This window comes from Parapedobacter sp. GCM10030251, from assembly GCF_042666505.1.
Classification (GTDB): domain Bacteria; phylum Bacteroidota; class Bacteroidia; order Sphingobacteriales; family Sphingobacteriaceae; genus Parapedobacter.
The window spans coordinates 47,347-72,901 of the sequence record NZ_JBHTDN010000008.1 but is presented as its reverse complement, the minus strand read 5'-3'; the positions used below and the strand labels follow the sequence as shown (position 1 = coordinate 72,901).

The following is a 25,555-nucleotide window of genomic DNA, read 5'->3' as shown; positions in this document are numbered from 1 at the left end:
ATTAACGTTCAAATGAAACCTTTTAATTTTTTTGTTTTTTTGGTTGTCTCGGTTTTCCTCTGCGTTTTCGATTCTTATGCCCAAGTTAGCGGCCACGCAACAGTAAGCGGTAAGGTCTCCACCTCCAACAACCTGCCCGCCGCCGCGGTAAGCGTTGTAGTGGTTGGCACCCGGCAGGGTACGACGACCGATGAGCAAGGACATTACCGAATTGAATTGGCCGAGGTGGGCACATTCACGTTGGAGGTCAGCGCCATCGGCATGGCCAAGCAAAGGCAGACCCTCACGGCAAATCCCGGCGATCAGCTAACCCAGGATTTTACACTCGATATGACCAGCGCCCAGCTACAGGAAGTACTCGTCACGCAGTCAAAGGGTTACACCTCCTCGGTGCCCTCTCCTACGTTACGATTGGACGAGCCGCTCGTGGAAATACCGCAGAATATACAGGTGGTCTCTCCCAAAGCCCTGTCAGACCAACAGGTGATCAGCATGAGCGACGGATTGATCCGCAATGTGAGCGGTGCCGTACGACTGGAGCATTGGGGCAACCTGTACACGAATATCAGCATGCGGGGCACACAGATACAGGCCTTCCGCAATGGGTTCAACGTGGTCTCTTCTTTTTGGGGGCCGTTGACCGAGGACATGAGTTTTGTTGATCACATCGAGTTTGTCAAAGGGCCTGCCGGATTTCTACTATCCAATGGAGACCCTTCAGGCTCTTACAATGTAGTGACCAAAAAGCCGACCGGCGAGACCAAAGGCGAAGCGTTGGTGACAGTGGGTGAATATAACCTGTACCGCGCAGCGGTTGACTTAGATGGTAAGCTATCCCGCAATGGCAAATTTCTGTATCGGCTGAATGTATCGGCACAGTCAAAAGGTTCGCATCGTCCGAATGAATTCGACAACCGTTACGCGGTGGCACCGGTGATCGCCTACCGGCCAGACGACAGGACCACGATTACGGCGGAGTATACGATGCAATACGCACGCATGTCTGACGTGGGGTCTTATTATGTATTCGGTCCAATTACCAACGGATATGCCTGGTTACCGCAAAATTTTTCGATGACACCCAAGGGACTTGATCCGACCAACATCACCGACCAGACATTTTTGTTAAACGTGACTCGCGACCTGACCTCCAACTGGAAAGTAACCGCACAGGGGTATTACCTGCGGTATAATCAGGAGGGCACCTCCATGTGGCCGGAAAATGAAATGACCGACGATGGTAAGATTATCCGTGGGGTGGATATCTGGGATGCCTTCAGCGAATCCATATTGGGACAGGCTTTTGTCAACGGACACTTTCAGACCAGAGGCATTCAGCACCGCGTACTGGCAGGGATCGATCTAGGCAAGAAAGACTATATGGCCGATTGGGGCCAAAGCTTTGCGCTGGACACGGAAGACGATCCATTCGATGTGTACAGTCCCAATCTCGGCCGCCCGGCAAATGGTTATCCAACGTTTGATCGCGAAACCCCGCTGAACGAGCGGGCCAAGGCCGCCGGTGGACTCCAAGACCAGCGTTATACCGGCATTTACCTGCAAGACGAACTCGGCTTTTTTGGAAATCAACTGCGCCTTACAGTGGCTGGACGCTACACCTGGGTCAGTCAAAGTGCCTGGGGAGCGCCCGCAGATCGTGCCGCCCGATTCACGCCCCGCATTGGCCTCAGCTGGAGCATCGACCCGCACAATGCGCTGTATGCGCTCTATGATCAAGCGTTTGTGCCCCAATCGGGACAGATTAAAGATGGTAGCCGGGTCCGCCCCATTACCGGGCATAACCAGGAGATTGGCTTCAAACGCAATTGGGCAGGCGGCAACTGGAATTCCACCCTGTCGGTATACCGAATCCTGAAAAATAACGAGTTAACCGCCGACCCCACCGACCCTCAACAATACAGCATTGTATTGGGGCAAAAAGTAGCCCGGGGCGTCGAGCTCGATGTCCGCGGCCGAATTATACCCGGATTTGATGTAGTAGCAAATTATGCCTATACCAATGCCGAGATCACCGAAGTGACCGAAGGAGTGACCGAATTTCAGGTGGGCGACGTCGTTCCCGGCTATTCGACCAATACAGCCAATGCTTGGTTGAACTACACCCTTCAGCGGGGCCCCTTACGCAACCTCGGGATTTCTGCAGGCTTCACCTACCTGTGGGACCGGAAAACATATTCGGGTGAGCTGGAGGGCGTGCCGTTTGGTGATTACTTCAAATTGGACGCGGGTTTACATTACGCCGTCAGCAACGTCACCGTTCGCCTGAACGCATTCAATCTGTTGGACAATTACCTGTACAGCGGCTCGTACTATGCATTCAACAACGCGTTCTACTGGCAAACCGAGACGCCCCGCAATTTGCGTCTCTCAATCGGATACAAGTTCTAATGCCCCCGCAAAGGTTTTTGAAAAAAAATAAAAAATAGTTTGCATAGTGTTAAAAATACACTATCTTTGTGTCATCATAATTTAGGTTTATAATTGGTTAGTAAAGGTTTCCATTCTCCCCGTTTGGAAACCTTTCATTTTTGAGCCTTTTCACGCTTGAACAGTGAGCCCACGGATACTTTTTCTCTTTGATTTGCGTAACTTTGCTCTATGGCTTCCGTAGAGACGATCAGGCAGTATTACGAACGCACGAAACGGTTAGTGCCGTCCGATTTGGCGGCAACGGGCGTCTCCAGGGCGCACTTCAATGTGCTGCGCCGTGGCAATTGTTATGCTTCGCTCCAATTCGTTCGCCGAGATTACTATAAAATATGCCTATGCCGAGGCAGTGCCGAGCTTTTTACGGAGGCCGGATCGGTAACCATTGACCGCCCGGCGATTTTCTTTTCAGATACATCCATCCGGTACGGTTGGCAGAACCGTTCCGAAGAGCAAGCGGGTTATGTCTGCCTCTTCAACGAGCCGTTTACCACCGCAGACCTCAGACACGCCTTCCGCAGATTTACCGGGTTGTTTGACCCGACCGGCCACCCCTTCCTTTTCTTGGATGAGGAATCATACACACACTTTGCCGGACACTTTGAGGCATTGATGGCCGAACATCGGGACGATTTTATATACCGTGAGGAGGTTATCCGCAACATCCTCAAGCTGATGATCTATACAGCGATTAAAATGAAGCGAGCTAGTAACATTCCGATTCCCAAAGAGAACGCCAAAGACCTGCTGGTGAGCCGCTTCCTTAATCTGCTCGACGGGCAGTTCCCGCTCGACTCGCCTACGGAAATGCCGCGTATGCGCTCGCCCGCCGACTTTGCCCATGCGCTGAATATTCATGTAAATCACCTGAACCATTGCGTAAAAGAATCGTTAGGCAAGACCACCAGTGAACTCATTCATGAGCGGATACTGAAGGAGGCAATTGATCTGCTCCGGCAGAGTGACTGGCCGGTAACGGCGATCAGCTACGGCTTGGGCTTTGCTTATCCCCAGCATTTCAATGCATTCTTCCGCAAACATACCGGAGCAAGTCCCAGAGCGTATCGGAGCGGGGGTAATTAACTTTGATTTTCGTCATTCAGCATTTGATTTGTTTATTTGTCAACTGCACCTCGTTGCCTACTTTTGCACATTGCAGGAGCCGAATGAAACGATACCAGCCCCGATACGAAAAATTGGCCACGCTGTCCACCTTTGTGCTTGTCCCACTGTCGGGCTTGGTGACGGACGTATACCTCCCCTCATTCCCGGAGATGCAGCGGGCGCTGCACACCGACGTTGCGGGTATCCAGCTCACACTATCTTGCTTCCTGATTAGTTATGGCCTGACCATGCTTGTCGCCGGCAGCGTAGTCGATACATGGGGACGCTATCGCGTGGTATTGATCTCGCTACTGCTTTTTGCACTCAGCAATTTCGCGATTGCCGCCATACACCAGGTGGGCTTCGTTTATGCGATGCGTGTTTTGCAGGGAGCCGTTACGGCCCTGATCGTGGTAAGTAAACGTGCCTTTTTAGCCGATATCTTCACCGGCAGCAAGTTGAAACGCTACACCAGCATGCTGACCGTAATTTGGGCGCTCGGTCCTATCACCGCACCCTTTATCGGCGGCTACCTGCAGGTATGGTTCGGTTGGACTGCCAATTTCCATTTTCTGGGCGCCTATGCGCTGCTGGCACTCCTTATGGAAGTTCGCTTTGGAGGCGAGGCGATGGAGCGCTTCCCGGCATTCCGATTCAAGGGTCAACTGGCCATTTATCGCCGCATTCTGCGTGCTACTGACTTTACTTACGGGTTGCTCACGCTGGGCATCAGCTACAGCATGGTCATGATTTTTGCGATGTCTGCCCCCTTCATCGTGGAACATGAACTGGGCCTCACACCGGTGGTAACGGGCTATTGTGCGCTGGTCTCCGGGCTGGGCCTCCTCTGTGGAGGTTCGATTGGCCGGGCACTCACCGATGCACCGTTAATGACCAAGTTACGTTATGCCAACGCCGCTGAATGGGCGGTCGCCCTCATTATGCTGGCTAGCAGCTATTGGATGGCCAACCTATACTCGCTGATGGGCTTCGTTTTGGTTATGCACATGGCCTCCGGATTCATCTATAACGTTTACTTCACACACTGCCTCACACGTTTTCCTAGAAATGCAGGTGTGGCCGGCGGCCTTACCAGTGGGGGATCCTACTTGGTCACCTCACTGACCAGCTACGCCATCGTATCCCTGCTACCTGCCGCAAACCAGGCCCAGTTGGCAGTAAATTACCTTATCCTGATTGTAATCACCACAGGCCTGCTGATTGCAGCCTCGTTCAAAACTACACCCGAATCGGGCCAAGCGCAACACTTAGCCCGCCACATAAAATAGAGGCCGCCCCATAACGGAACGGCCTCCACTGATTTACCAATAGGAATCAATCGCCGGATAAAATCAGTCGACAGCCCGGAACATCCAGAACCAAGCGGTACCCCAAGGTCCGACACCGGGCTCCGGGTAACTCAACACCATGTGCCCGTCATCCAGCAGCAGGATGTCATACTCATAGACCGGCGCACCTCCCTCGTTGGGCGATTTCCCGCACAGCACCGTAACTCCCTTGGTGGTAAGTTTGCCCTTAGCCCATACCGTGCCATTGTCTAGCGTGATGATCTTGGTCATATCAAATGAAAACGAACCGGTCTGGCTCTGCCCGTCGGATTTTATCTTGGTAAGGGAAGCTCCCCGCAGCGAGAAAACCATCTTAGCTCCGACACCTTCTCCAGCGGCCTGCCCATCGATATCAGAAATTGGCAGCGCCCACCATTCAGGTTTACTGCTACCCATGTAACCGCCGTTACCCCAAACAGCGGGCTTGGCATCGTCCCAAACCCACTCGCGTTCAAGGCCACCCGTTAAGTACCCCCATTCCAAGGGAACGTCGAACGTCAACTCATCGACATTGACCGTCAGGGTTTTCGTTACCTTGCTACCGTCGGGGTTAAGCCCGGTAAACACGATTTCGTTCTCACCCGTGGTAACCAATAATACGGTATCTGTTTTTCGCTGCGTGACCCCTATGCCGTAGTCCCATGAGGAGAGCACGGGACTTCGATTATCCAGCACGACTTTGTTGGAGTTCTTGCCACCCACCTGGACCAGCGTGGCCGTAATATCGAGTTGTTCCGCAGTAATCGCACCGCCGATGTCCATCCGGTCTTCAATGGGCTCGCAGGCCGAAACCACCATAATCAGTAAAGCTGCCCAGTTGGCACAGTGTTTTATTAACGTTTTCATCGTATTGTTCTTTTTTGTCTTACCATCCGGGAAATTCGTCTGCCGGGGATCCCCATCCTGCATTCTGTGTCAGCACACCGTTTGAGAGCGCGATTTCGTTTTGAGGAATGGGCCAAAAGCCTCCCGTGGCCTCGTAACGCGCACGGTATCCACCGCCGAACCCTTTCATTTGAGTGTCCACGCCTTTATTTTTGATAGCTACTCCTTCTTGCGCAGCCAATGCATTTGCCGCATCGTGCCAACGCATCAGGTCAAAATAGCGGAGACCTTCGAAAGCGAGCTCCCAGCGACGCTCACGTTTCAGGGCTTCCAGCGAATAGGCGACACTGCCCAGTTTTGCACGTGCCCTCACGCGATTTAAGCCCGTGGCGTCTTCCGTAAGCTCGGAATGCATTAATAACACGTCGGCAAAACGGATCAGCACATGGTCTTGGGTATGTGCCCGTTGATAGTCCGTCGGAGCCGCGTCTTTCAGGATGGCGTATGAAGGCAATAAGGTCCCTTCATTGTACGCCGTAACGGGAATATACTTTTTCTGCCAGTAGCCGGTTTCTTCCATCTGCGCATCGGCCCCATAGATATAACTTTCCAGGTCGTTCTCGACATCGATAATGGAACCTGTACGCCGGATATCGGTGGGTTCAGCCTGCCGCCACTCATTCCATAGTCTGGTATTGACCGGGCCTGCACCCCATCCCTGGCCGAAAGGAAACGTGCCAGCCTGGCCGTTATTTGACCGTAAACCGAAGTGCAGCACATATTGGTTGGAATACCCCAGCTTATATTGGTCGCCCCAATCCACCAACGTGCCGAATTTAATGGCAAAGACCGTCTCCTGATTCCCATCGCCCGCCCATCCGTCTAAATCATTGTCTTCAACGTAATCGTAGTCCTTCGCCGTGTATTCATTGCTATACGGCCATAGGTCACCAAATTTAGGCACCAAGCCGTGACCGCTTTCCGCGATGCAGTCGTCCAGCCATCCGATTACCTGCGCCTTGGTGATTTCACCGCCTCCGGCAACCGGCAATGAACCTTGGTTGTAATACCCGGTGTAAAACAGGAATACCCGCGCAGCCAATGCTTCGGCAGCCCATTTGGTAGCGTGACCAGCTACCGTGCTCGTATAAGGAACGGATGGGAGCAGCGATATGGCCTGCTGCAGGTCATAACCGATCTGCGCATACGTTTCGGCCGCCGGCGCTTTGGGCAGATTTTCGGCTTCGGGCACAATGACTAACGGTACTTCGCCAAAAAGCTGGGAAAGCTCGAAATAGAATAGTGCCCGCAGAAAATGCGCTTCGCCCAGCAGCTGGTTGCGCTGGGTTTCGTTTTCCCAGACGGTGACATTATCAATGGTGGCGATGGCCGTATTGGCCCGGAAAATCCCTTGGTAGCGTGCTCTCCAGAACGGCAAGAACCGATTGGGCTGGGTATTCATCAGGTGGTCCAAACCGTGCATATCGCGGTCGTTTTCACCGCCACCGCCAAAACGGTCGTCAGAAGCGAGTTCTGCCGTGTAAAAGTGGGTGTGCGCCGCATCAGCAATGGCCGTGCTGAAGGTGGAATAAATACCCGTGATCATCTGCTCGGCATCTGTGGCATTGAGCGGGAAATTGCCTGTGTTCTTTTTGTCGTGGCTCTCCGTGTCCAGGAAGCGCTCGCAGCTGGATAAGGTAAGGATGCCGACGACTATTGCGATAAATCGTTTCATGTCTTTGCGTACTAAAAGTTAACATTAAGCCCGATAATGAAGTTGCGCGGACTGGGATAAAATCCGAGGTCTATGCCGGATACCCATCCCCGCGTATCACCGTATCCGATTTCAGGGTCCATCCCTGAGTAACCGGTAAACGTATAGAGGTTCTGAGCCGACACGTAAAGGCGCGCCTGGCCCAACGGCAACCGGGGGAATGCCGATTTCAGGTTGTAGCCCAGCGTAACGTTTTGGATTTTGACAAAATCAGCATCTTCGATGTAGATATCGGACACATATTGGCTGTTGGTATGGCTGCCATTTGTCAGACGGGGATACCGATTGGACGTCCCCTCTCCATGCCAGCGCTGGAACACCTCGGTGGTGTAGTTTTGCAGGGGACTGTCGGCAAACGACCGGTACGACTTGGCAATCTGATGCCCGAATGCGCCAAATGCGGTAATCCCCAGATCTATTCCTTTGTATCCGAATGATAGATTCAGACCGGCAGTGAAATCAGGATGTGGATTACCGATCTGCACTTTATCGTCGTTGGTAATTGCGCCATCGCCGTTGGTATCGACAAAGATGACATCACCCGGCTGTGCGGTTTCCAGTACGCCGTGCCCTTGGGCCCGATAATCGGCGATCTGGTCGGCCGTCTGAAATATTCCAGCGGTTCTGAAGCCATAGAAATAACCGACCGGATAACCAACCTGTGCACGGTACATGGGCAACGTGCCCTGGCTCAACACGTTGGCATCGCCCTCGATAAGCTTTTCAAAATTTTCGATCCGCACCACACGGTTGCGGTTATATGCGCCATTGAGGCCAATACTGTATGTGAAATCATGGATGGTTTCATTCCAATTCAACCCCAGCTCAACGCCACGGTTTTCGATATCTCCCCCGTTGATAAATGGAGGGTTGGTACCATAAATAGCCAATATGGGGGCAACCAGCAACCAATCGATGGTAGACTTGCGGTACCAATCAAATACCACACCCAGGCGGTCCTGCGCAAAACGCGCATCAAAGCCGAGGTTAAGCTGCTCGGACGTTTCCCACGATACAAGCTCATTGGGGAGAATGTCCGGATAAGCTCCGTTGAGCAACGTATTTTTATCGTTGCCGAAGTAATACCCGTTTTTGGGGTCTGTTGAAATGGTGGCGAGGAACTGCAAGGGGTCGATGTTGGCATTGCCATTCTGGCCCCAGCTGGCACGCAATTTCAGGTAATTAAGCCAGTTGGACGTCCCTTCCATGAACGACTCGTTGGTAATGTTCCAGCCCGCAGAAACGGACGGAAAGTAACCCCAGCGGTGCGAACGGTTGAAATTCGAAGAGGCGTCTGCCCGCATGACGATGGAGGCCATGTAGGTTTCTTTATAGTTGTAATTGAGACGTCCGAAAAAGGCCGCGAACTTATTAATCACCCGGTGCCCGTTGTTACCGATCAGTCCTCCGCTGATGGCAGGCGTGAATCCTGGGAAAGGGGTCCAATTGCCGACGTAGGCGTGCTTCCAGCTACCCGGAAATGAAGAATTGCTGGTCGATACACTCAAATTTTCACCCAGCCCCCACTGCTCAATGGATTGCCCAACCACGGCATCGAATTCATGCCCGGCTCCAAATACCCGCCGGTAGGCCAGCGTATTTTCCAACAGCCAGCCATATCCAACGCTCTGGTTCTGCGAAATGTCATCAATGTCGTTGATAGATGTGGTGGAGAGGTGGAACGTCGGTGTATAAGCCCGGTATGAGGAGGCATTGAAGCGGTAGCCGAAGTTGCTTCGGAAACGGAGATCTTTGAGCGGCTGTATTTCCAAATAGGCATTGGCCATGGCCGAGTGGTTTTTGCTTTCGTTCTGTCCACGTCGATATACCATGTCTGCAATGGGGTTGGCGGTAGCTCCATCGAATGCCCAGCCGTCGGCTACTTTGCTGGCATGGTCATAATATCCACCATCTGAATTGTAGACAGGCATGAGTGGATTGCCCACCATCATGTTATGGACGTCGTTCCAATAGATATTGCCGATCCCGATGCCTGAATTAACCCGGTAGGTATAGGTAAGGTTTTCGCCGAACGTCAGGACGTCGAACTCGTCATTCTTCAGGATCACGTGGTCGGAATTGATGCGCACCGTATGCCGGTTCAGGTGGGGTTGCACAGGTTTCCCGAAAATACCATCCTGCTGGGCAAACGAATATCCGATGGAAAATTTCGAGCGATCGGTCCCTCCGGTCACATTAAAAGCGTGGTTCTGCGTCAACGCGTTAGGATTGTGAATCTCTTTGAGCCAATTCGTTCCATTCCATGTTCCCTCCTGGATCTGTTGGTATTGATTCGGAATAAGATTGGCCCAGTCATACGGTGCCAGCCCTTCGTTAAACATACGTTCATCCTGGATGGCCATGTATTCTTTGGCAGTGAGCAATGAGGGCATCTTATAGGCATTCTGCCAGCCGATAAACGTGTCGTAGTGGAGCGAGGTTTTTCCGGCCTTACCTTGCTTGGTGGTAATGAAGATAACCCCATTGGCGGCACGTGCACCATAAATGGCTGCGGAAGCGGCATCTTTTAAAATGTCGATGGATTCGATATCCGAGGGATTAAGGCTGTTGATATCACCGCCGATGACGTTGTCAATGACATAAAGGGGCTGGGAGTCACCGATGGTCCCGATGCCCCGGATGTTGATTTTAAATCCTTCGCCCGGCATGCCCGAAGACTGGGTGATTTGTACACCCGGCGATTGGCTTTGCAGGGCATTGGCCACCGAGGTAGTACTCAGTTTCTGGATATCCTCCCCCTTCACCTGAACGGTCGCCCCTGTAGTCAGCTTTTTTTTCTGGGTACCGTATCCGATCACAACCAGCTCCTCCAAGGTATTGACCGAAGGCTCCAACGTAACGTGGATTACCCGTTGACTGCCGGTGGATACCTCCCGGGTTGTATACCCGATTGATGAAAACACCAAAATCGCGTTGTCCGAAGATACCGATAACTGGAATTTCCCTTCATCGTTTGTCGTCGTTGACGTATTTGTGTTTTTTTCGACAACAGTTACGCCCGGTATAGGCATACCGGCATCATCGACAACCGTGCCGCTAACCGTTGCCTGCACAGCGTGCGGGCGTCCGACCAGATGTCCGGAGTGTCTGTGTGCAAATGCGGCGCCGGGAGACACCGAAATGCCCAAGGCGAGGCAACCCATAGTGAGTCGCAACAACCTTCGCGTGTGTTTGTAAAAAATTAATCGCATGGTTTTTTTGTTTATAATTGAAAATTTGACTAATTCATTTCAGCTTGGCATATTTTTTCTTTCCCGTGTATTGAACAGTCTGCGTAACGCTCAGCGGTGTATCCAGCCCCTGCGGCATTTCTGGCTGTACATAAACGATGCGAAATGTCCGGCGCGTCAACATCCCCTCAAACGAACCCTCCCGGTCGCCAATATGCAGTTCTCCGGTGCTATCGCGATAGGTGAATGTAATGGTACTGAATTTTCCTTGCTCGTAATTGTAATTGGTGCCCTCATCTTCGTATAGCTCGAATGTGGCATCGGCACCTGCATACACGAGAAGTGTGATCTCGCTGGCTGGCTTTTCGTCGGTGTATTGCAACTCCGGCCCCAGCGGAACGATGCTGCCCGCCTTGACAAAAAGCGGCATACGTTCGTAGGGCGCAGCCGCTTCAACCGTCTGCCCGCCACGATAATATTCCCCCCGGTAAAAATCATACCAGCCCACTCCGCCCGGCAAATACAGTTTGCGGGAGGTTACGCCGGGCTGCGTAACCGGATTTACCAGCAGCGACGGACCGAAGAGGAACTGATCGTTGATGTTCAACACTTTCACGTCGCCCGGAAAATCCATAGCTAAGCCTCTCAGCATCGTAGCATTGCGCAGGTAGACATTACCTGCGAGCGAGTACGTGTACGGTAGCAGCCGATAACGCAGCCCGATGTAATAGCACATACTGGCATAAGCGGGGTGATCATCCGGAGCGATGTTGAATGGCTCGCGGAAAGGAAACTGTCCGTGCGCCCGGAAAATCGGCAGAAACGCACCGTACTGGTACCATCGGGTATTCAATTCACGCCACGCTTCGCGATCTTCATCGTTTGGATGATGGAAACGCCGTTCTACCAAAAATCCGCCTGCATCCATCGTCCAATATGGGGTGCCCGACATGGAGAAGTTTACGCCGGCGGCAATCTGATCTTTCATATCGTGCCAGCGGGAAGAAATGTCGCCACTCCACGCTGCCGCGGCATAGCGCTGCTGCCCGGCGAAGTACGAACGGGTCAGGATGAAGACCCGTTGATTGGGGTCCGTACCACGCTGTCCTTCGTAGATGCCCCGGGCATTTTCAAGCGGAAAAGCATTGTAATAACGCACCGATGACCCTATAGCTGGTTGCATAACGGATTTTCGTGCGTTGATATGGATATTGGAGTGAATATCCGGTTCGCTGGCATCCATCCACCAGGCATCGATGCCTTTCTGATAGAGCTTTCTATTCATCAACTCCCAAAAACCCGCGCGGGCCTCTGCATTAAACGGATCATAAAATGTCGAGGTATACCCTTTGCCGATCCAATCTTTACGGCCATCGTAAATATTACGAGGGTAGAGCCAGCCCTTGTCACGGAACCGCTTATATACGCTGGACGCTTCGTTGATCTTGGGCCAAACCGATATCATGAGATGGAAGTGATTTTTATGCAACCGACGCACCATTCCCTCAGGATCCGGAAAACGTGTGGAATCAAAGTCATGGCTCCCCCAATCGTGTTCACGCCAGTATGACCAGTCCTGCACCATGTTGTCTATCGGAATCCGCCGTGTGCGGAACTCCATCGCGGTATCTTCCAGCTCTTTCTGTGTTTTGTAGCGCTCCCGGCTCTGCCAGAAACCAAATGCCCACCGCGGCATAATGGGCGCACGACCGGTAAGATGCCGGTATCCTCCGATGACATGGTCCATGCTGTCGCCGGCGATGAAGTAATAGTCGACACCGTCACCGGCTTCCGAATCAAACGAAAATATACCGCGATCGGCTTCGGGGATCGGTCGTTGCCACTCGACGCCCAGATAAGACTGCCCACCGTCGGGAAGCCATTCGATCCGTATATCATGGCGATGGCCTGCCTTCATATCCAAAGCGACCTCGAAAGAGCCGGCATTCCACGATTCACGCCAGCGGTCTTCCTGCAGACGGCCGTCAATCCAGACCTTGAGGTAACCTGAATAGGTAAAATGAAGGCGGTGCAAGCCCGTGTACGGCGATTCCAGTTGCCCTTCATACGTAACAAGGCTGTTGGCTAGGTCTACCGAATCCGGAAACCGGGATTGGTCGCTCAGGTACCGGTAATCGATCACTGATTCCGGTCGCGACACGCGTATGGTTTCGGGATGGTGCTTATCCCGATAGGTTGCCGTCAGCCACCCACGCTGCCCCTCCATGGAATATAGTCGGAATGCAGATAGGGGAAGCAGCGGCCGGATATCACCGGCCTTCGTGATCGAATAATTGTGCCAAAGGATACCATAGTTGTTGGTGGACAACAGAAAAGGCACCGCAATCATGGTGTTATACTGCAGGAGGGTCACTTGGCGGCCCTGATAATTCATAACGCCATTTTGATGTTGCCCTAATCCATAAAGCCCCTCGGTGTCAGAGACCGTGAAATGCTGCCGCACCCGGTAAAAGGCGTCGCCGTCATAGGCATGCGACTCAAATGTGGCGGCATCCCGTCGCCGTTCGGCCAACAGCATCCGCCCTTGCTCATCCAGAAAATCTACCGCACCGGAAAGCAGTGAGACGCGTGCAGTAAGCGCCTCCGTTTTCAACTGTAAGTAGTTATCAACCTCTTCCACCTTCCGTGGCCCCGCCGTTTGACGCAACGAGTCTACGACAATCAACGATTCACTTGGCGCCACGCCTCCCGTCAGGGGCCTGGCCGTCACGCGGATAATCCGATCGGTAACGACCGTCAGGCTGACTTCCTGATCAATCGCTGTCGGTTGCCCGTCAAACCGTAAAGTTACGCCGGTGGCAGTACGGGTTATCTTCGGATAGCTGCCCCGCACTGCCATCGTTGGCATCAACAAACTGCCGAGCAGTAATGCAGTAACAAGCGGCTGTTTCATCATGCTGGTTAACACAATTGGTTACGGGATCAAAATTAGGTGCGGTACGCGGATGCGAAGGGATAAGTATGTTAATAAATATGGGTATTTTGGTTAACCTATACGTAATACACGCTCATTTGCGGTACGCGGAAGGGGCTACGCCGTACAATTGCTTGAAATATTTGCTGAAGGGCTTGGGGTTGCTGAACCCCACCTCATAGGCGATTTCCGCTACGGTAAGACCAGACTGTTCCAACAGCTGCGCACCCCGCCGTAAGCGAATATTCCGGATGAACTCCGAGGGTGTGTGGCCCGTCAAGGTAAGGATACGTTTGTAAAGGCTGACCCGGCTGACGTGCATGGCGACTGCAAAGGATTCGACCGAAAAACCCGCTTCTCCAATATGCCGCTCTACCGTATCAAGCGCCTTCCTTAAAAACAACTCATCTGCGGTCATCACCGGCTTTTCAGACGGAAAGACGTCAAGTTTTTTCTTATAGGCCTGTTCCATCGTGGCTTGTTGCTTTAAGACATTTTCGAGTTTTGACCGGGCTTCCTGCCGCTCTCGCTGTAGGGCGAAACGCGTCTTTTCCCGGGTTCGCTCGATATGCCGGATCAAAAGTATACTGCCTAACCCGACGGCTGCATACAGAAAATACGCCCAACCGGTCTTCCAAAACGGTGGCATGATAGTGAGGGTTGCCAGCGTATAAGGCGTGCTCCAGTTTTCGCCATCTTCGGATACCATCACCCGGAATCGGTAGTCGCCCGGGTCCAGGTTTGTAAAGGCCGCCTTGCGCGTGCGGCCATCCATTGCTATCCATTCTTGATCGAATCCCTCCAATTTGTAGCGGAAATAAGCCCGGTCCTTATTGAGGAAATACAGCGAAGCGACTACAAACCCCAGGACATTTTGATCGTGAGAAAGTTTTATCCGTTCCCGGTTTAACCATTGCGATACCTCCACGCTGCGGTTGAACAATTGAAAATCCGTCAGAACCGGAGCGGCTAACGTCGATGGAGGTGACTGAATGCGGGCGGGATCGATCACGTTGAATCCTTGCGGACCACCAAAAAACAACTCTCCCGTTGACAACAGGCAAGCGGCGTCCTCATTGAATGCGTTTCCCTGTAAACCGTCCCGGCGGTCATAATTCCAAAAGTGCCACTTTCGGGGGCTACGCTCCTCCTCCCGGACTGCCGAAATCCCTTTCGCTGTGCTGACCCAAATCGTTCCATCCTGGTCTTCAACAACTCCCAATACCGTATTGTCCGGCAACCCGTCTTCCAGGCGGAAGGCCCGGAATGTATCGCTTGATGAATCGTATAGATTGAGGCCATCACGCGTAGCCACCCAGATCCGGTCATGGCGATCCTTAATGATCTCATTCACGTGATCGTTGCTGAGTGCCCCTTTTTTGTTTTCCGTATACGAAAACAACTTGAACTGGCCATCCGGCATCAGCAATTCAATGCCGGAAGCCGTACCAAACCACAGTTGCCCCTTGTGATCCTCAACAATAGCCGAAATATAAGCCGATTGCGTAAACCCTCCTTCACCACCCCCCAACCGTTTAAAACGATTCGTTTTTCGGTCAAGAAGTGCCAACCCGGCCCGTAAAGTACCGACCCAGAATCGTCCCTGGCGATCCTCGTAGATTTCCCAAACGCTATTGTCAGGAATGGATTCCGGGTCCGATGGATCAAGCTTGTAACGCACGAAGCGATCGCCTTCCAATCGGTTAAGTCCGCCGTGGTAGGTTCCGATCCAAAGCACGCCATCCCGGTCTATATAGAGGTTCACAATCACGTCGCTGCCAAGACTATGCGGATCCTTGGGATCGTGACGATATTGGGTGAATCGATTGGCGCGACGATCATAATAGATGAGTCCACCCCCGTTGGTACCGATCCAAACATTTCCCTGCCGATCTTCCACAAACTGGTTGATGTCATCAAATGGTAACACCGCTTCTCCTCTCCCTCGTTGCCGCTGATGCAACGGAAACTGGATCTGACTGGGGTGGTAGTAACTGACTCCACGCTTAAAAGTGCCCGTCCACATGATGCCTTCTGCATCACAGTAGATAGCCATAATGCTATTCTGGCTGATGGTCCGGTCGTTGTATTCATCATGCTGCAAATAAGAAATCCGGCGACGTTCGGCGTCCACCAGATTGATTCCCCCATGATCCGTGGCGATCCAGACGTTGCCGCGGGTATCTTCGGCAATTCCGAAAATGATTTGGTTATTCAGCGGTAGGCCGGTGGATTCGGTAGTAAGGTGCTGGGGCGGAGCCTGCCTTTCCGGCCACCAATAAACGCCCATCGGGAGACTCGCTGCGTATACCCACGGATGACCTTCACGATCCATAAATAGCTGGAAATCGGCCCCCTCTTGATTGCCAACGGCCTCACCCTGCAACCGATACTCGGCCGTAGCCCCACGCGCCAACCGGTAAACCGCTCCCTTTTGATCGACCGCCCAGGCCTTTCCCGATCGGTCCAGCGCAATTCCGGTGACGGGGGCTTCGGAATCAATCCAAGGATACGACAAAACCTCCCTGCTTTGTTCTTCGTAGCAGGAGACCACCCCGCCAACCTGCAAAAACCAGCACCTGCCTTCCGCCGTACGACGGATATCCGATATTTCGCCAATGGGCAGCCCCATCGACACCAAAACACTGTCTACATTGCGCACGAATTGTTCCCGGCGGTCATCGTATATATTCATGCCGAGCTTTGTTTTTACCCATAGCTGCTGGTATGGACCGATAAACAAATCGAGGATATCGCTATCAACGATGCTATGTGGCTGATTGGCCGCATGGCGGAATACCTTGACCTCATGCCCATCATACCGGCTAAGGCCAGCGGGTGTACCGAACCACAGGAATCCGCGCTTGTCTTTCACGATGGCGGTAATATGGTTGTGCGACAATCCATCTTCCACGTTTAGCTGCTGGAACTGAATGGTCTGTGTAACGCCGCTATGGGGCAATAGGCACGAGGCCCCTATTAAACACATCAGAATACGCAACATAGGCTTATGAATTCAGCCAAATCTACAAATTATTGCACGTATTTCAACATGTCGCATTTGCCCCGCAATATTGTCTCTTTCTCCTATTCCGAGGAGCTTTTATACCTACTATGTTTGTATGGTTCAAAGGAATATTCATCACGTTAAAAAAATAGCATCATGGAAAAGCGGATTTCAAGCCAGAAAATCACCCCAAACCTGTGGTTCGATAACCAAGCAGAAGAAGCCGTTCAGTTTTACACGTGGGTTTTCAAAGACGCTAAAATTGGCCGGATTAGCCGGTATACCAAGGATGGATACGAACACCACCAAAAACCGGAAGGTTCCGTCATGACCATCGAGTTCATCATCGAAGGACAGGAATTTGTTGCGTTAAACGGAGGACCGTTATTCACGTTCAACGAATCGATATCGTTTGTGATCAATTGTGACACTCAGGAGGAGGTAGACTATTATTGGGAGAAGCTGAGCGAAGGAGGAGACGAAAACGCCCAGGTTTGCGGTTGGCTGAAGGATAAATTCGGGATATCGTGGCAGGTGGTCCCTGTTGTATTGAATGATATGATACTAGATCCCGATCCAGAAAAGGTTAGCCGCGTACTGCAATGTATGTTCAGCATGAAGAAGTTGGACATCGCGCCATTGCAAGCGGCTTACGAATCGTAAGAATACGGAACCTGCTAAGGCGCCCGGCGAAAAATGATGGATACGAAAATTATCCGTCATTTTTTTATTTTCTTTGCATAAAATCAATCACCAATTGGTTCAATGCACGAATGAATGTTTACGTTATGAAAAAATTTAGCACTAAATTTTCGATGCTATTAGCAAGTTCCGTAGCCGTGGCTACCCTCTATTCCTGCCATTCACCCGAAAATGACACAAGCCGTGCCGACCCGACATCGGCCCCGGTAAAAATCGATGAATTTGCCGATCTGGAGATCCTGCGCTACGAAGTACCGGGGTTTGACCAGTTGAGCCTTCAGCAGAAAAAATTGGCATACTACCTGTATCAGGCGGCCTTATCCGGCAGGGATATTATTTATGACCAGCGCGGAAAAAACAACCTGACGATCCGGAAAACGCTGGAGGCCATTTTTAACCACCCGAAAACCGAGAAAAGCGGAAATGAATGGGCAAAACTGAAAGAATACGCCGGGCGCTTTTGGTTCAGCAAGCAGATCTCGTGGCTCTGTATTACATCTTGGATCCCAAACTGGTAGAAATCGGCGTTATGCCTTCGCTGGAGGTAGGTAAAGCCGAATACGATAGTTACCTCATGAATGGCCTGATGACGCAATTAACCCGCATTAAACCTGGCGACCAGATCGAGGAAGCCCACATGCGCAACCGGGCACTGAACGCATATTGGGTGTATGAAAAAGGTAAGGCGGACAACGTAGTATCGTTTGAAAAAATAGATGGGAAGAACTATGTACAGATCAATGACTATGAGAAACTGCGCACCTTATTTGGCGAGCTATTACGCGAAATCCAGCGCATTAAATCGGAAGGAGATTACGAAACCGGAAAAAGTCTTGTCGAGACGTATGGCGTAAAGGTAAACGCCGAACTACACAAAGAAGTTCTGGAACGCTACGCCAAATTGAACTTGAAACCCTACAAAGGTTTTGTCCAACCGAAGCTGATTGCCGTGGAAGAAAATGGGGAAATCACCGATGTGAAGCTGGAATACACGCATGATTTTTACGGGCAAATGCTGGAGTACGGCAAGGAGTACTCGTTTTTGCCGCCCATAAACTAATGGGTTCCATTGCTCTGCTTAGCGGAGCAATGGAATTCCTTTTGATAATCATCGCGGAGAAAAAACCGGTATGCAGTTTATGGTCGGCACGTGTGTTTTTTTTTGTATTTTTAGCGCTCAATTTATAAACACGGATGGATACAACGACAGCAGTGAATCTGCAAGACGCGGTACATGAAAGCTATCGGGAACTTTTTAACGATACGCCCCTGCTGGTGCGCTCACCGGGACGGGTGAATCTCATCGGTGAGCATACCGATTACAATAACGGATTGGTATTACCCGCGGCCATCGACAAAAACATTGTTTTGGCGATCGGCAAGCGGGATGACAACGCCATACATCTCCACTCGCTGGACCAAGGCCAATCGTATGCGACGACATTGGATGAGCTGGAGCGCTCACCGCTTCTGTGGCCGGATTACATCTTGGGCGTCGCCCAGCAATTGATCAAGCGGGGACATACCTTGCAGGGTTTTAACATCGTATTTGCCGGGGATATTCCGCAGGGTGCTGGGCTTTCGTCATCTGCAGCACTGGAATGCGCCACCGGATTTGCCCTCAATGAGTTGTTTGATCTTGACATCAATCGGCTCGATCTCGCCTTAGCTGCACAGGCAGCGGAAAATGATTTTGTAGGCGTCAAATGCGGTTTAATGGATCAGTTTGCCAGTGTTTTCGGGCAGGAACATCGATTGATCAAATTGGATTGCGCAGATTTCTCCCACGAGTACATCCCTTTCAATAACCCTGAATTGCGCATCGTACTGTTTGACACCCAGGTAAAGCACTCCTTAGCGTCCTCAGCGTATAATGAACGACGTGAACAATGCGAGTATGGGGTATCGCTTATTCAAAAACATCATCCGGAGGTGAGAAGCTTGCGGGACGCGACTCTGGAACAGCTGGACCGCTATGTAAAACCAGCGGATGAAGTGGTCTATAACCGATGCTACTACGTGGTATCGGAAATAACGCGCCTACAGGATGGATGCGATGATCTGAGAAAAGACGATTTCGAATCGTTTGGTAAGCGAATGTTTGATACACACGGCGGATTACAGCATCTGTATGAGGTAAGCTGTCAGGAGCTGGATATTTTGGTGGATTTGGTACGTGACGACCCGGCCGTGTTGGGCGCGCGCATGATGGGCGGTGGATTCGGCGGTTGCACCATCAACCTGGTCAAGGCAGAAGAAGTAGATCGGGTCGTCAATGAAGTGTCACGCGCATATTATCAAAAAACCAATAAAACGACACAGGCTTATATAGCCAATATTTCGGCAGGTACAGCCCGCCTTAACCGCTAACTATAGAGATACGATGACCCACTACCGACTGCCGAAGGCGCACGATTTTGAACACCACGTGGCAGGTAAGCCAACCCACCTGATCACATTGGAAAACAACAGAGGCATGGTTGTGGGCTTGACCGATTTTGGCGCTCGTATTGTGAGTATTCTCGTACCCGACAAATCGGGCAATCCAACCGATGTGGTATTGGGATTCAACACCATTCAGGAGTACCTCGCTGCAGACGAACCATACCATGGGGTAACGGTTGGGCGATTTGCCAACCGCATCGCCAATGGCCGCTTTACCCTTGATGGAGAAACCTTTTACATAAAACCCAATAATGGGCCGAACGCATTACATGGGGGCGTTGGGGGTTTTAACACACGGGTATGGGACCGGCGGGTGGTGTATAAGGAAAAAGCCGACTTTTATTACATTTCCGCCGATGGCGAGGAGGGGTTTCCAGGGAAGTTGTCTGTCATGGTCAAATACCGCCTTACAGACGACAATGAATTGGTCATCAGTTACCGTGCCGAAACCGATAAACCCACCGTAATCAACCTGACCAACCATGCCTTTTTTAACCTCAACGGCGAAGGTGAAGGAAATGTGCTGGATCATCAATTACAAATACATGGCGACGCATACTTGCCGGTAGATATTCATCAAATTCCGACAGGTACATCCGAATCCGTGGCAAATACGCCCTTCGACTTCAGGAAACTCAAGCCCATGGGGCAGCATATTACCGACCCAAACGATCAACTTGCCAAGGGCAATGGATATGATCACAATTACGTACTCAACGCAGACGTAACTACGGCACAGCTACCTGCTGCTACCGCCATATCACCCAATACGGGTATCCGTTTGGATGTATTGACCACCGAACCGGGATTACAGCTCTATACCGGTAATTTCCTGCGGGGTAACGACCGGGGGAAACGAGGAACTTACTATGAAAAACACGGCGCTTTCTGTCTTGAAACGCAGCATTTCCCGGATTCGCCGAATCAACCGGATTTCCCTAGCACGCTACTTCTGCCCGGACAGGTATTTCATTCGGAAACAATCTATCGTTTCTCGATAGTTAAGTAAAAAAGGTGCTGGATTAGCAGCCTGCGGTCGTTAAAGTTATGGATCTTCGTGAGAAAGGGTTAATTTTAGCAACCTTTAGACTATGATACTGATTGTAGACGACAAGATTGAGAACATCACCGCCCTGAGCAAGATCCTCGTGTCCCAGCATTTTGATGTGGATTCGGCCCTATCGGGAGAAGAAGCATTGAAAAAGGTACTAAAAAATGAGTACCAACTTGTCATATTGGATGTGCAGATGCCTGGCATGGACGGTTTTGAAGTGGCGGAAGCGATTTCCGGAATCCGCAAAACCAGCGAACTGCCCATAATTTTTCTTTCAGCTGTAAATGTCAGCAAGGCGTTTATCACCAAAGGGTACACATCCGGAGGACACGACTACCTCGTAAAGCCGGTAGATCCGGACATACTCGTTCTTAAAATACGTACCTTTATTAAACTTCAGGAACAGACCAAGGAACTGGCGCGTACGCAGGAAGAGTTACGCAATGAAATTGAGCAGCGCAAACGTTTGGAAGAAAAAAAAGATGAGCTGATGGGCATGGTGAGCCACGAAGTAAAAACTCCGTTAACTTCGGTGAAGGCTTATATTCAGCTTGCCGGCGTGGCCGTGCATAACGACCGGAAAGAAAATGCTCTCCAATTTATCAACAAAGCAGATAGCCAAATCGAAAAGCTCAATCAAATGATGAATGCGCTACTTGATATGGCAAAAATGGAAGCCGGTATGCTCGATTTCAACGTGGCAGAATTTAACCTCAATCAGTTGGTGGACGGCGCGTTGGATATTTTCATCCAAAGCAACCCCGAAAGGAAGGTCGTCCGAGAGGGAGATGCAGACATTGTTTTACGGGGAGATTTACTGCGGCTTGAACAGGTGATTCTTAACTACCTCTCCAATGCCGCCAAATACTCGCCGGAAACCGAAACCATATACGTGACCATCCGGAAAACAACCCGTAATGTAGAGATATGTGTGATAGACAACGGGATTGGCATCGACTTAGAAGACCAAGCCAATCTCTTCAAAAAATTTTACAGAACCCAGCAATCGATTGCCGAATACCGCGGAATGGGAATGGGACTTTACTTATGCGCTGAAATCGTCAAATTCCACGGCGGAGCCTACGGCGTAAAAAGCAACCCACAGAAAGGGTCCACCTTCTATTTCACCTTGCCCATCGACCCAAAGAAAACCGATTGCTAACCCTTCAGTCGCATGAAAAGCAACACCAACAGAAATCTGAAAATCGGCTTCGGCCTGTCAATTCTCTTACTGATTTTCAGCTCGCTGATCGCCTACGTCTGCATCGATAGACTACTTGAAAATTCGGCGCTGGTGCGCCAGACGAATCAGACAACCCGCTCACTGGAACAAGTGGTGTCAAGCATTCAGGAAGCCGAAACCGCCCAACGAGGCTACCTGATTACAGACAATGTTCTGTATCTGCAACCCTATACCGCAGCCTGCCAACGGTCACACCAATTGCTGGATGAGGTGATTGTTCAAATCAAAAACAATCCGGTCCAGTTGGAAGCGGCTCAAAAATTGAAAGCGGCTTTGAGTCTGCGCATCGAGCGCATGAATGTCCTGATCGATGCCAAAGAAAAAACCGGTAGCTTCGACGAAAAGGACATGGAGACCGGCCGTGCCTATATGGAAGATATCCGTACACTGGCAAACCAGATGATAACCGAAGCGAACGGCCAGTTACAAACCCAAACGGAAATACGTGACCGGTTTGCACGTTATACGCCCGGCGTCATTGTTCTAGCGGCACTACTAGCCATCCTCATTGCCGTGGTATTTTACATACGGATTGTACGGGATATGGCCGAACGTAGCATGCTACACAACGCGATGAAAGAACAGGATCGGCAAACGAAACAACGACTTTCCATTATACGGGAAATCGCTGCCCAAATTTCCGCCGGCGATTATTCGATACGGATCAACGACGACGAGAAAGATACCCTGGGGAGTTTAGCCGGTTCGCTTAACCGGATGGCGGAGTCGCTATCGCTGTCTTTTGAGCGCCTCGCCAATAACGAATGGCTGCAAAGCGGGGTGGCCGATCTGAATGAAAAAATGGTTGGTGACAAGCAGATAGAAACCATTTGCCAAGATATCATTACCTTTCTGGCCGAGTATACCGGCAGCCACACGGGGGCCGTGTATCTTGTGAACGATGATCGCCTGACGTTACAAAGCGGGTATGCACTGCAAACGGACAAAGCTACGGATATTGCTTCTGGTCAGGGGATCGTAGGTCAATCGCTGCGAGATAAAAAGGCTATTGTGCTTACGGATATTGAAGCTCACTCAGTCATCGTATCGCACGCGACCGGCAGCATCAAACCCGCAGGGGTGATTGCTTTTCCGATTTTCAACGAGCGGGAAGTGATCGGCGTCATAGAACTAGCAGCTTTACAGCCGTTTTCCCAACAGTCACTTGCCTTTTTCAGTGTGGCGGCATCAAATATCGGCACGGCTATTTTCGGCGCTCAAAGTCGTAAAAAGCTACAGGAATTACTTGAAGAAACCCAATCGCAGGCCGAAGAACTACAAGCACAGCACGATGAGCTGGAAAGCCTGAATATTGAGCTCGAAGCGCACGCCCAAAAACTTCAGGCGTCCGAAGAGGAACTCAAGGCACAGCAGGAGGAGCTTCAGCAATACAATCTTGACTTGGAAGAGCGGAACCGGATGATTCGTGAACGCAATGCTGAAATCCTCGCAAAAGCTAAAGAACTGGAGCAGAGTTCGCAGTATAAAACGGAGTTTATGGCCAATATGTCGCACGAACTGCGGACGCCGCTGAATTCGATTTTGTTGCTTTCACGTTACCTCGCCGAAAACAGTGAACAGAACCTCACCGAAGATCAAACGGAGTCTGCCCGCGTAATTTATAATTCCGGAAATGGGTTGCTACAGCTTATCGACGAATTGCTTGATCTTTCCAAAATTGAAGCCGGCAAAATGGACGTTGATTATACACCGGTGAGCGTGGCCGACGTGCTTAACAATATGGAGAGTACCTTTATGCCTGTCGCGCAAGACAAGGGCCTCAAGCTTCAAATCGCAAACGACTTACCGGATGGGTTTCTGATCGATACCGATCGGATGAAACTGGAACAGATTCTGAAAAACTTGCTCTCTAATGGATTGAAATTTACCTCGAAAGGTCACGTCAGCTTATCTGTCGGAAAAAGCGACCAAGACCCCGCCTTGTTGGCGTTTACCGTGGAGGACACCGGTCCGGGCATCCCGTCCGATAAGCGCTCTCTGATATTTGAAGCGTTCACACAAGGGGATGGCTCTACCAAGCGGAAATATGGTGGCACAGGTTTGGGCCTTTCGATAAGCCGGCAGCTCGCCCGTCTTTTAGGTGGCGAAATTTACGTTGACAGCAACCCGGGCGAAGGCAGCACATTTACGTTTACTGTGCCAATTGCGAGACCCCAGCATCAAAAACAAGAACAGGAGACGCCGGAACAGCCGCTATCTCCGCCTTCTCCTTATCTGGCGCCCGTAGTGCCCGAACCTCTTCCGGATGATCGGGATCGTATAGATCCGGAAGATAAAGTCATTCTAATCGTCGAAGACGACACCTCCTTTGCCCGCGAATTGCTCCGGTTTACCCGTAACCAACATTACAAAGGGGTTGTAGCAGTACGTGGTGATGAGGCTTTGGCGTTAGCTATCCAGTACCATCCACAGGCTATTTTGTTGGACATCAAATTACCGATCAAAGATGGATGGCAGGTTATGGAGGAGTTGAAATCAAATCCTACGACCCGACATATACCTGTACACGTCATGTCATCGCTGGAAGCCAAAAAAGAAAGCCGTGCACACGGGGCGGCGGACTTCTTTAGCAAGCCACTGGCGATCAAGCATATGCAGGAAATGTTTAAGAAGCTTGAAACAATTTGGGCGGAAGGCACGAAAAAAGTACTCATTGTAGAGGAAAATGCCAAGCATGCCGAAGCGTTAGCTTACTTCCTCCAATCACATCAGATTTCTTCGAGCGTGAAACACTCGATTGATGAAAGCGTAAACAGCCTATTGAACAACGAAGCGGAATGCGTGATATTGGACATGGGCATACCCACCAAAAATCCATATGATTTATTGGAGACGATAAAACAAAATCCCGGGCTCGAAGAAGTACCCATTATCGTCTTTACCGGCCGAAACCCTTCTCCGACGGAGGAAATGCGGATCAAACAATACGCGGACTCCATTGTAGTCAAAACTGCATACTCTTATCAGCGAATTATTGATGAAGTAGCTATCTTCCTGCACCTGGTGGAAACGCAGCAAGAGGATATCACCCAGACCGGCAAGCTACAACTATCCGCCCAAGATGTATTGCATGGGAAAACGGTGCTGATTGCCGACGATGACATCCGAAATATTTTCTCACTAACCAAAACGCTGGAGAAACTTGGGATGCAGGTTGTATCGGCTATAGATGGACAAGAAGCCCTGCAAAAACTCGAGGAGCATCCCGAGACCAACGTTGTGATTATGGACATGATGATGCCTCACCTCGATGGCTATGAAAGTACCGCTAAAATCCGAAGCGATGGTCGCTTTAGCCACCTGCCCATCATTGCAGTCACGGCCAAAGCCATGATGGGAGACCGCGAAAAATGCATTGCCGCCGGCGCATCCGACTACATCTCGAAACCGGTAGACATCGATCAGTTGATTTCATTATTGCGCGTGTGGCTCTATGACGAACATAGATAAGGGCAGC

At 51.0% G+C, this 25,555-nt stretch carries 15 protein-coding genes; 10 read left to right on the top strand and 5 right to left on the bottom strand.

The window, feature by feature from the left end:
* Positions 1-12 precede the first annotated feature (12 nt).
* The 3 genes from ACFQRK_RS18955 to ACFQRK_RS18945 all read left to right on the top strand — a co-directional run bounded on the left by ACFQRK_RS18955 (position 13) and on the right by ACFQRK_RS18945 (position 4,841).
* Entirely contained in the window at positions 13-2,409 is a 2,397-nt protein-coding gene (locus ACFQRK_RS18955) for a TonB-dependent siderophore receptor (protein ID WP_379009517.1), read from the top strand.
* Between the two features lie 210 nt (positions 2,410-2,619).
* A complete protein-coding gene (locus ACFQRK_RS18950; RefSeq protein ID WP_379009516.1) occupies positions 2,620-3,531 on the top strand; it encodes a helix-turn-helix domain-containing protein in 912 nt (303 codons plus the stop codon).
* Between the two features lie 83 nt (positions 3,532-3,614).
* Positions 3,615-4,841, top strand: a complete 1,227-nt coding sequence (locus tag ACFQRK_RS18945; RefSeq protein WP_379009515.1) for an MFS transporter — start codon at positions 3,615-3,617, stop codon at positions 4,839-4,841.
* A 63-nt stretch (positions 4,842-4,904) separates the two neighbouring features.
* On the opposite strand, the gene ACFQRK_RS18940 is transcribed toward ACFQRK_RS18945, so the two are convergent.
* The 5 genes from ACFQRK_RS18940 to ACFQRK_RS18920 all read right to left on the bottom strand — a co-directional run bounded on the left by ACFQRK_RS18940 (position 4,905) and on the right by ACFQRK_RS18920 (position 16,630).
* Positions 4,905-5,747 (bottom strand): hypothetical protein, encoded by an 843-nt coding sequence (locus ACFQRK_RS18940; RefSeq protein ID WP_379009513.1) that lies wholly within the window; start codon positions 5,745-5,747, stop codon positions 4,905-4,907.
* A 19-nt stretch (positions 5,748-5,766) separates the two neighbouring features.
* A complete protein-coding gene (locus ACFQRK_RS18935; RefSeq protein ID WP_379009511.1) occupies positions 5,767-7,461 on the bottom strand; it encodes a RagB/SusD family nutrient uptake outer membrane protein in 1,695 nt (564 codons plus the stop codon).
* An 11-nt stretch (positions 7,462-7,472) separates the two neighbouring features.
* Positions 7,473-10,712, bottom strand: coding sequence for a SusC/RagA family TonB-linked outer membrane protein (locus tag ACFQRK_RS18930; RefSeq protein WP_379009510.1), 3,240 nt, complete (start codon positions 10,710-10,712; stop codon positions 7,473-7,475).
* A gap of 34 nt (positions 10,713-10,746) precedes the next feature.
* Positions 10,747-13,608, bottom strand: coding sequence for a TIM-barrel domain-containing protein (locus ACFQRK_RS18925; RefSeq protein WP_379009508.1), 2,862 nt, complete (start codon positions 13,606-13,608; stop codon positions 10,747-10,749).
* Between the two features lie 112 nt (positions 13,609-13,720).
* Complete coding sequence (locus ACFQRK_RS18920) at positions 13,721-16,630, bottom strand: two-component regulator propeller domain-containing protein (protein ID WP_379009507.1); 2,910 nt, start codon at positions 16,628-16,630, stop codon at positions 13,721-13,723.
* Between the two features lie 159 nt (positions 16,631-16,789).
* On the opposite strand from ACFQRK_RS18920, the gene ACFQRK_RS18915 reads away from it, so the two are divergent.
* From ACFQRK_RS18915 to ACFQRK_RS18885, 7 genes are all read left to right on the top strand, one after another.
* The gene (locus ACFQRK_RS18915; protein ID WP_379009505.1) at positions 16,790-17,296 is read left to right on the top strand and encodes a VOC family protein; all 507 of its coding nucleotides are present in this window, start codon (positions 16,790-16,792) and stop codon (positions 17,294-17,296) included.
* A 152-nt stretch (positions 17,297-17,448) separates the two neighbouring features.
* Entirely contained in the window at positions 17,449-17,853 is a 405-nt protein-coding gene (locus ACFQRK_RS18910) for a hypothetical protein (protein ID WP_379009503.1), read from the top strand.
* Entirely contained in the window at positions 17,763-18,395 is a 633-nt protein-coding gene (locus ACFQRK_RS18905; RefSeq protein WP_379009502.1) for a hypothetical protein, read from the top strand. The genes ACFQRK_RS18910 and ACFQRK_RS18905 overlap by 91 nt, the downstream gene beginning before the upstream one ends.
* A gap of 134 nt (positions 18,396-18,529) precedes the next feature.
* Positions 18,530-19,705, top strand: coding sequence for a galactokinase (gene galK / locus ACFQRK_RS18900; protein ID WP_379009501.1), 1,176 nt, complete (start codon positions 18,530-18,532; stop codon positions 19,703-19,705).
* A 13-nt stretch (positions 19,706-19,718) separates the two neighbouring features.
* Entirely contained in the window at positions 19,719-20,789 is a 1,071-nt protein-coding gene (locus ACFQRK_RS18895; protein ID WP_379009498.1) for an aldose epimerase family protein, read from the top strand.
* An 82-nt stretch (positions 20,790-20,871) separates the two neighbouring features.
* Positions 20,872-21,996: an ATP-binding protein gene (locus ACFQRK_RS18890; protein ID WP_379009496.1), complete on the top strand. Its 1,125-nt coding sequence runs from the start codon at positions 20,872-20,874 to the stop codon at positions 21,994-21,996.
* Positions 21,997-22,008: 12 nt separating this feature from the next.
* Positions 22,009-25,548 (top strand): response regulator, encoded by a 3,540-nt coding sequence (locus tag ACFQRK_RS18885; protein WP_379009494.1) that lies wholly within the window; start codon positions 22,009-22,011, stop codon positions 25,546-25,548.
* Positions 25,549-25,555 lie beyond the last annotated feature (7 nt).

Bases quoted from the DNA above. Each gene is read 5' to 3' on its own strand.
- galK (WP_379009501.1), top strand. From the start codon at position 18,530: ATGGATACAACGACAGCAGTGAATCTGCAAGACGCGGTACATGAAAGC.
- ACFQRK_RS18920 (WP_379009507.1), bottom strand. From the start codon at position 16,630: ATGTTGCGTATTCTGATGTGTTTAATAGGGGCCTCGTGCCTATTGCCC.
- ACFQRK_RS18945 (WP_379009515.1), top strand. From the start codon at position 3,615: ATGAAACGATACCAGCCCCGATACGAAAAATTGGCCACGCTGTCCACC.
- ACFQRK_RS18935 (WP_379009511.1), bottom strand. From the start codon at position 7,461: ATGAAACGATTTATCGCAATAGTCGTCGGCATCCTTACCTTATCCAGC.
- ACFQRK_RS18905 (WP_379009502.1), top strand. From the start codon at position 17,763: ATGGGCAAAACTGAAAGAATACGCCGGGCGCTTTTGGTTCAGCAAGCA.
- ACFQRK_RS18915 (WP_379009505.1), top strand. From the start codon at position 16,790: ATGGAAAAGCGGATTTCAAGCCAGAAAATCACCCCAAACCTGTGGTTC.
- ACFQRK_RS18890 (WP_379009496.1), top strand. From the start codon at position 20,872: ATGATACTGATTGTAGACGACAAGATTGAGAACATCACCGCCCTGAGC.
- ACFQRK_RS18955 (WP_379009517.1), top strand. From the start codon at position 13: ATGAAACCTTTTAATTTTTTTGTTTTTTTGGTTGTCTCGGTTTTCCTC.
- ACFQRK_RS18950 (WP_379009516.1), top strand. From the start codon at position 2,620: ATGGCTTCCGTAGAGACGATCAGGCAGTATTACGAACGCACGAAACGG.
- ACFQRK_RS18925 (WP_379009508.1), bottom strand. From the start codon at position 13,608: ATGATGAAACAGCCGCTTGTTACTGCATTACTGCTCGGCAGTTTGTTG.
- ACFQRK_RS18885 (WP_379009494.1), top strand. From the start codon at position 22,009: ATGAAAAGCAACACCAACAGAAATCTGAAAATCGGCTTCGGCCTGTCA.
- ACFQRK_RS18910 (WP_379009503.1), top strand. From the start codon at position 17,449: ATGCTATTAGCAAGTTCCGTAGCCGTGGCTACCCTCTATTCCTGCCAT.
- ACFQRK_RS18930 (WP_379009510.1), bottom strand. From the start codon at position 10,712: ATGCGATTAATTTTTTACAAACACACGCGAAGGTTGTTGCGACTCACT.
- ACFQRK_RS18940 (WP_379009513.1), bottom strand. From the start codon at position 5,747: ATGAAAACGTTAATAAAACACTGTGCCAACTGGGCAGCTTTACTGATT.
- ACFQRK_RS18895 (WP_379009498.1), top strand. From the start codon at position 19,719: ATGACCCACTACCGACTGCCGAAGGCGCACGATTTTGAACACCACGTG.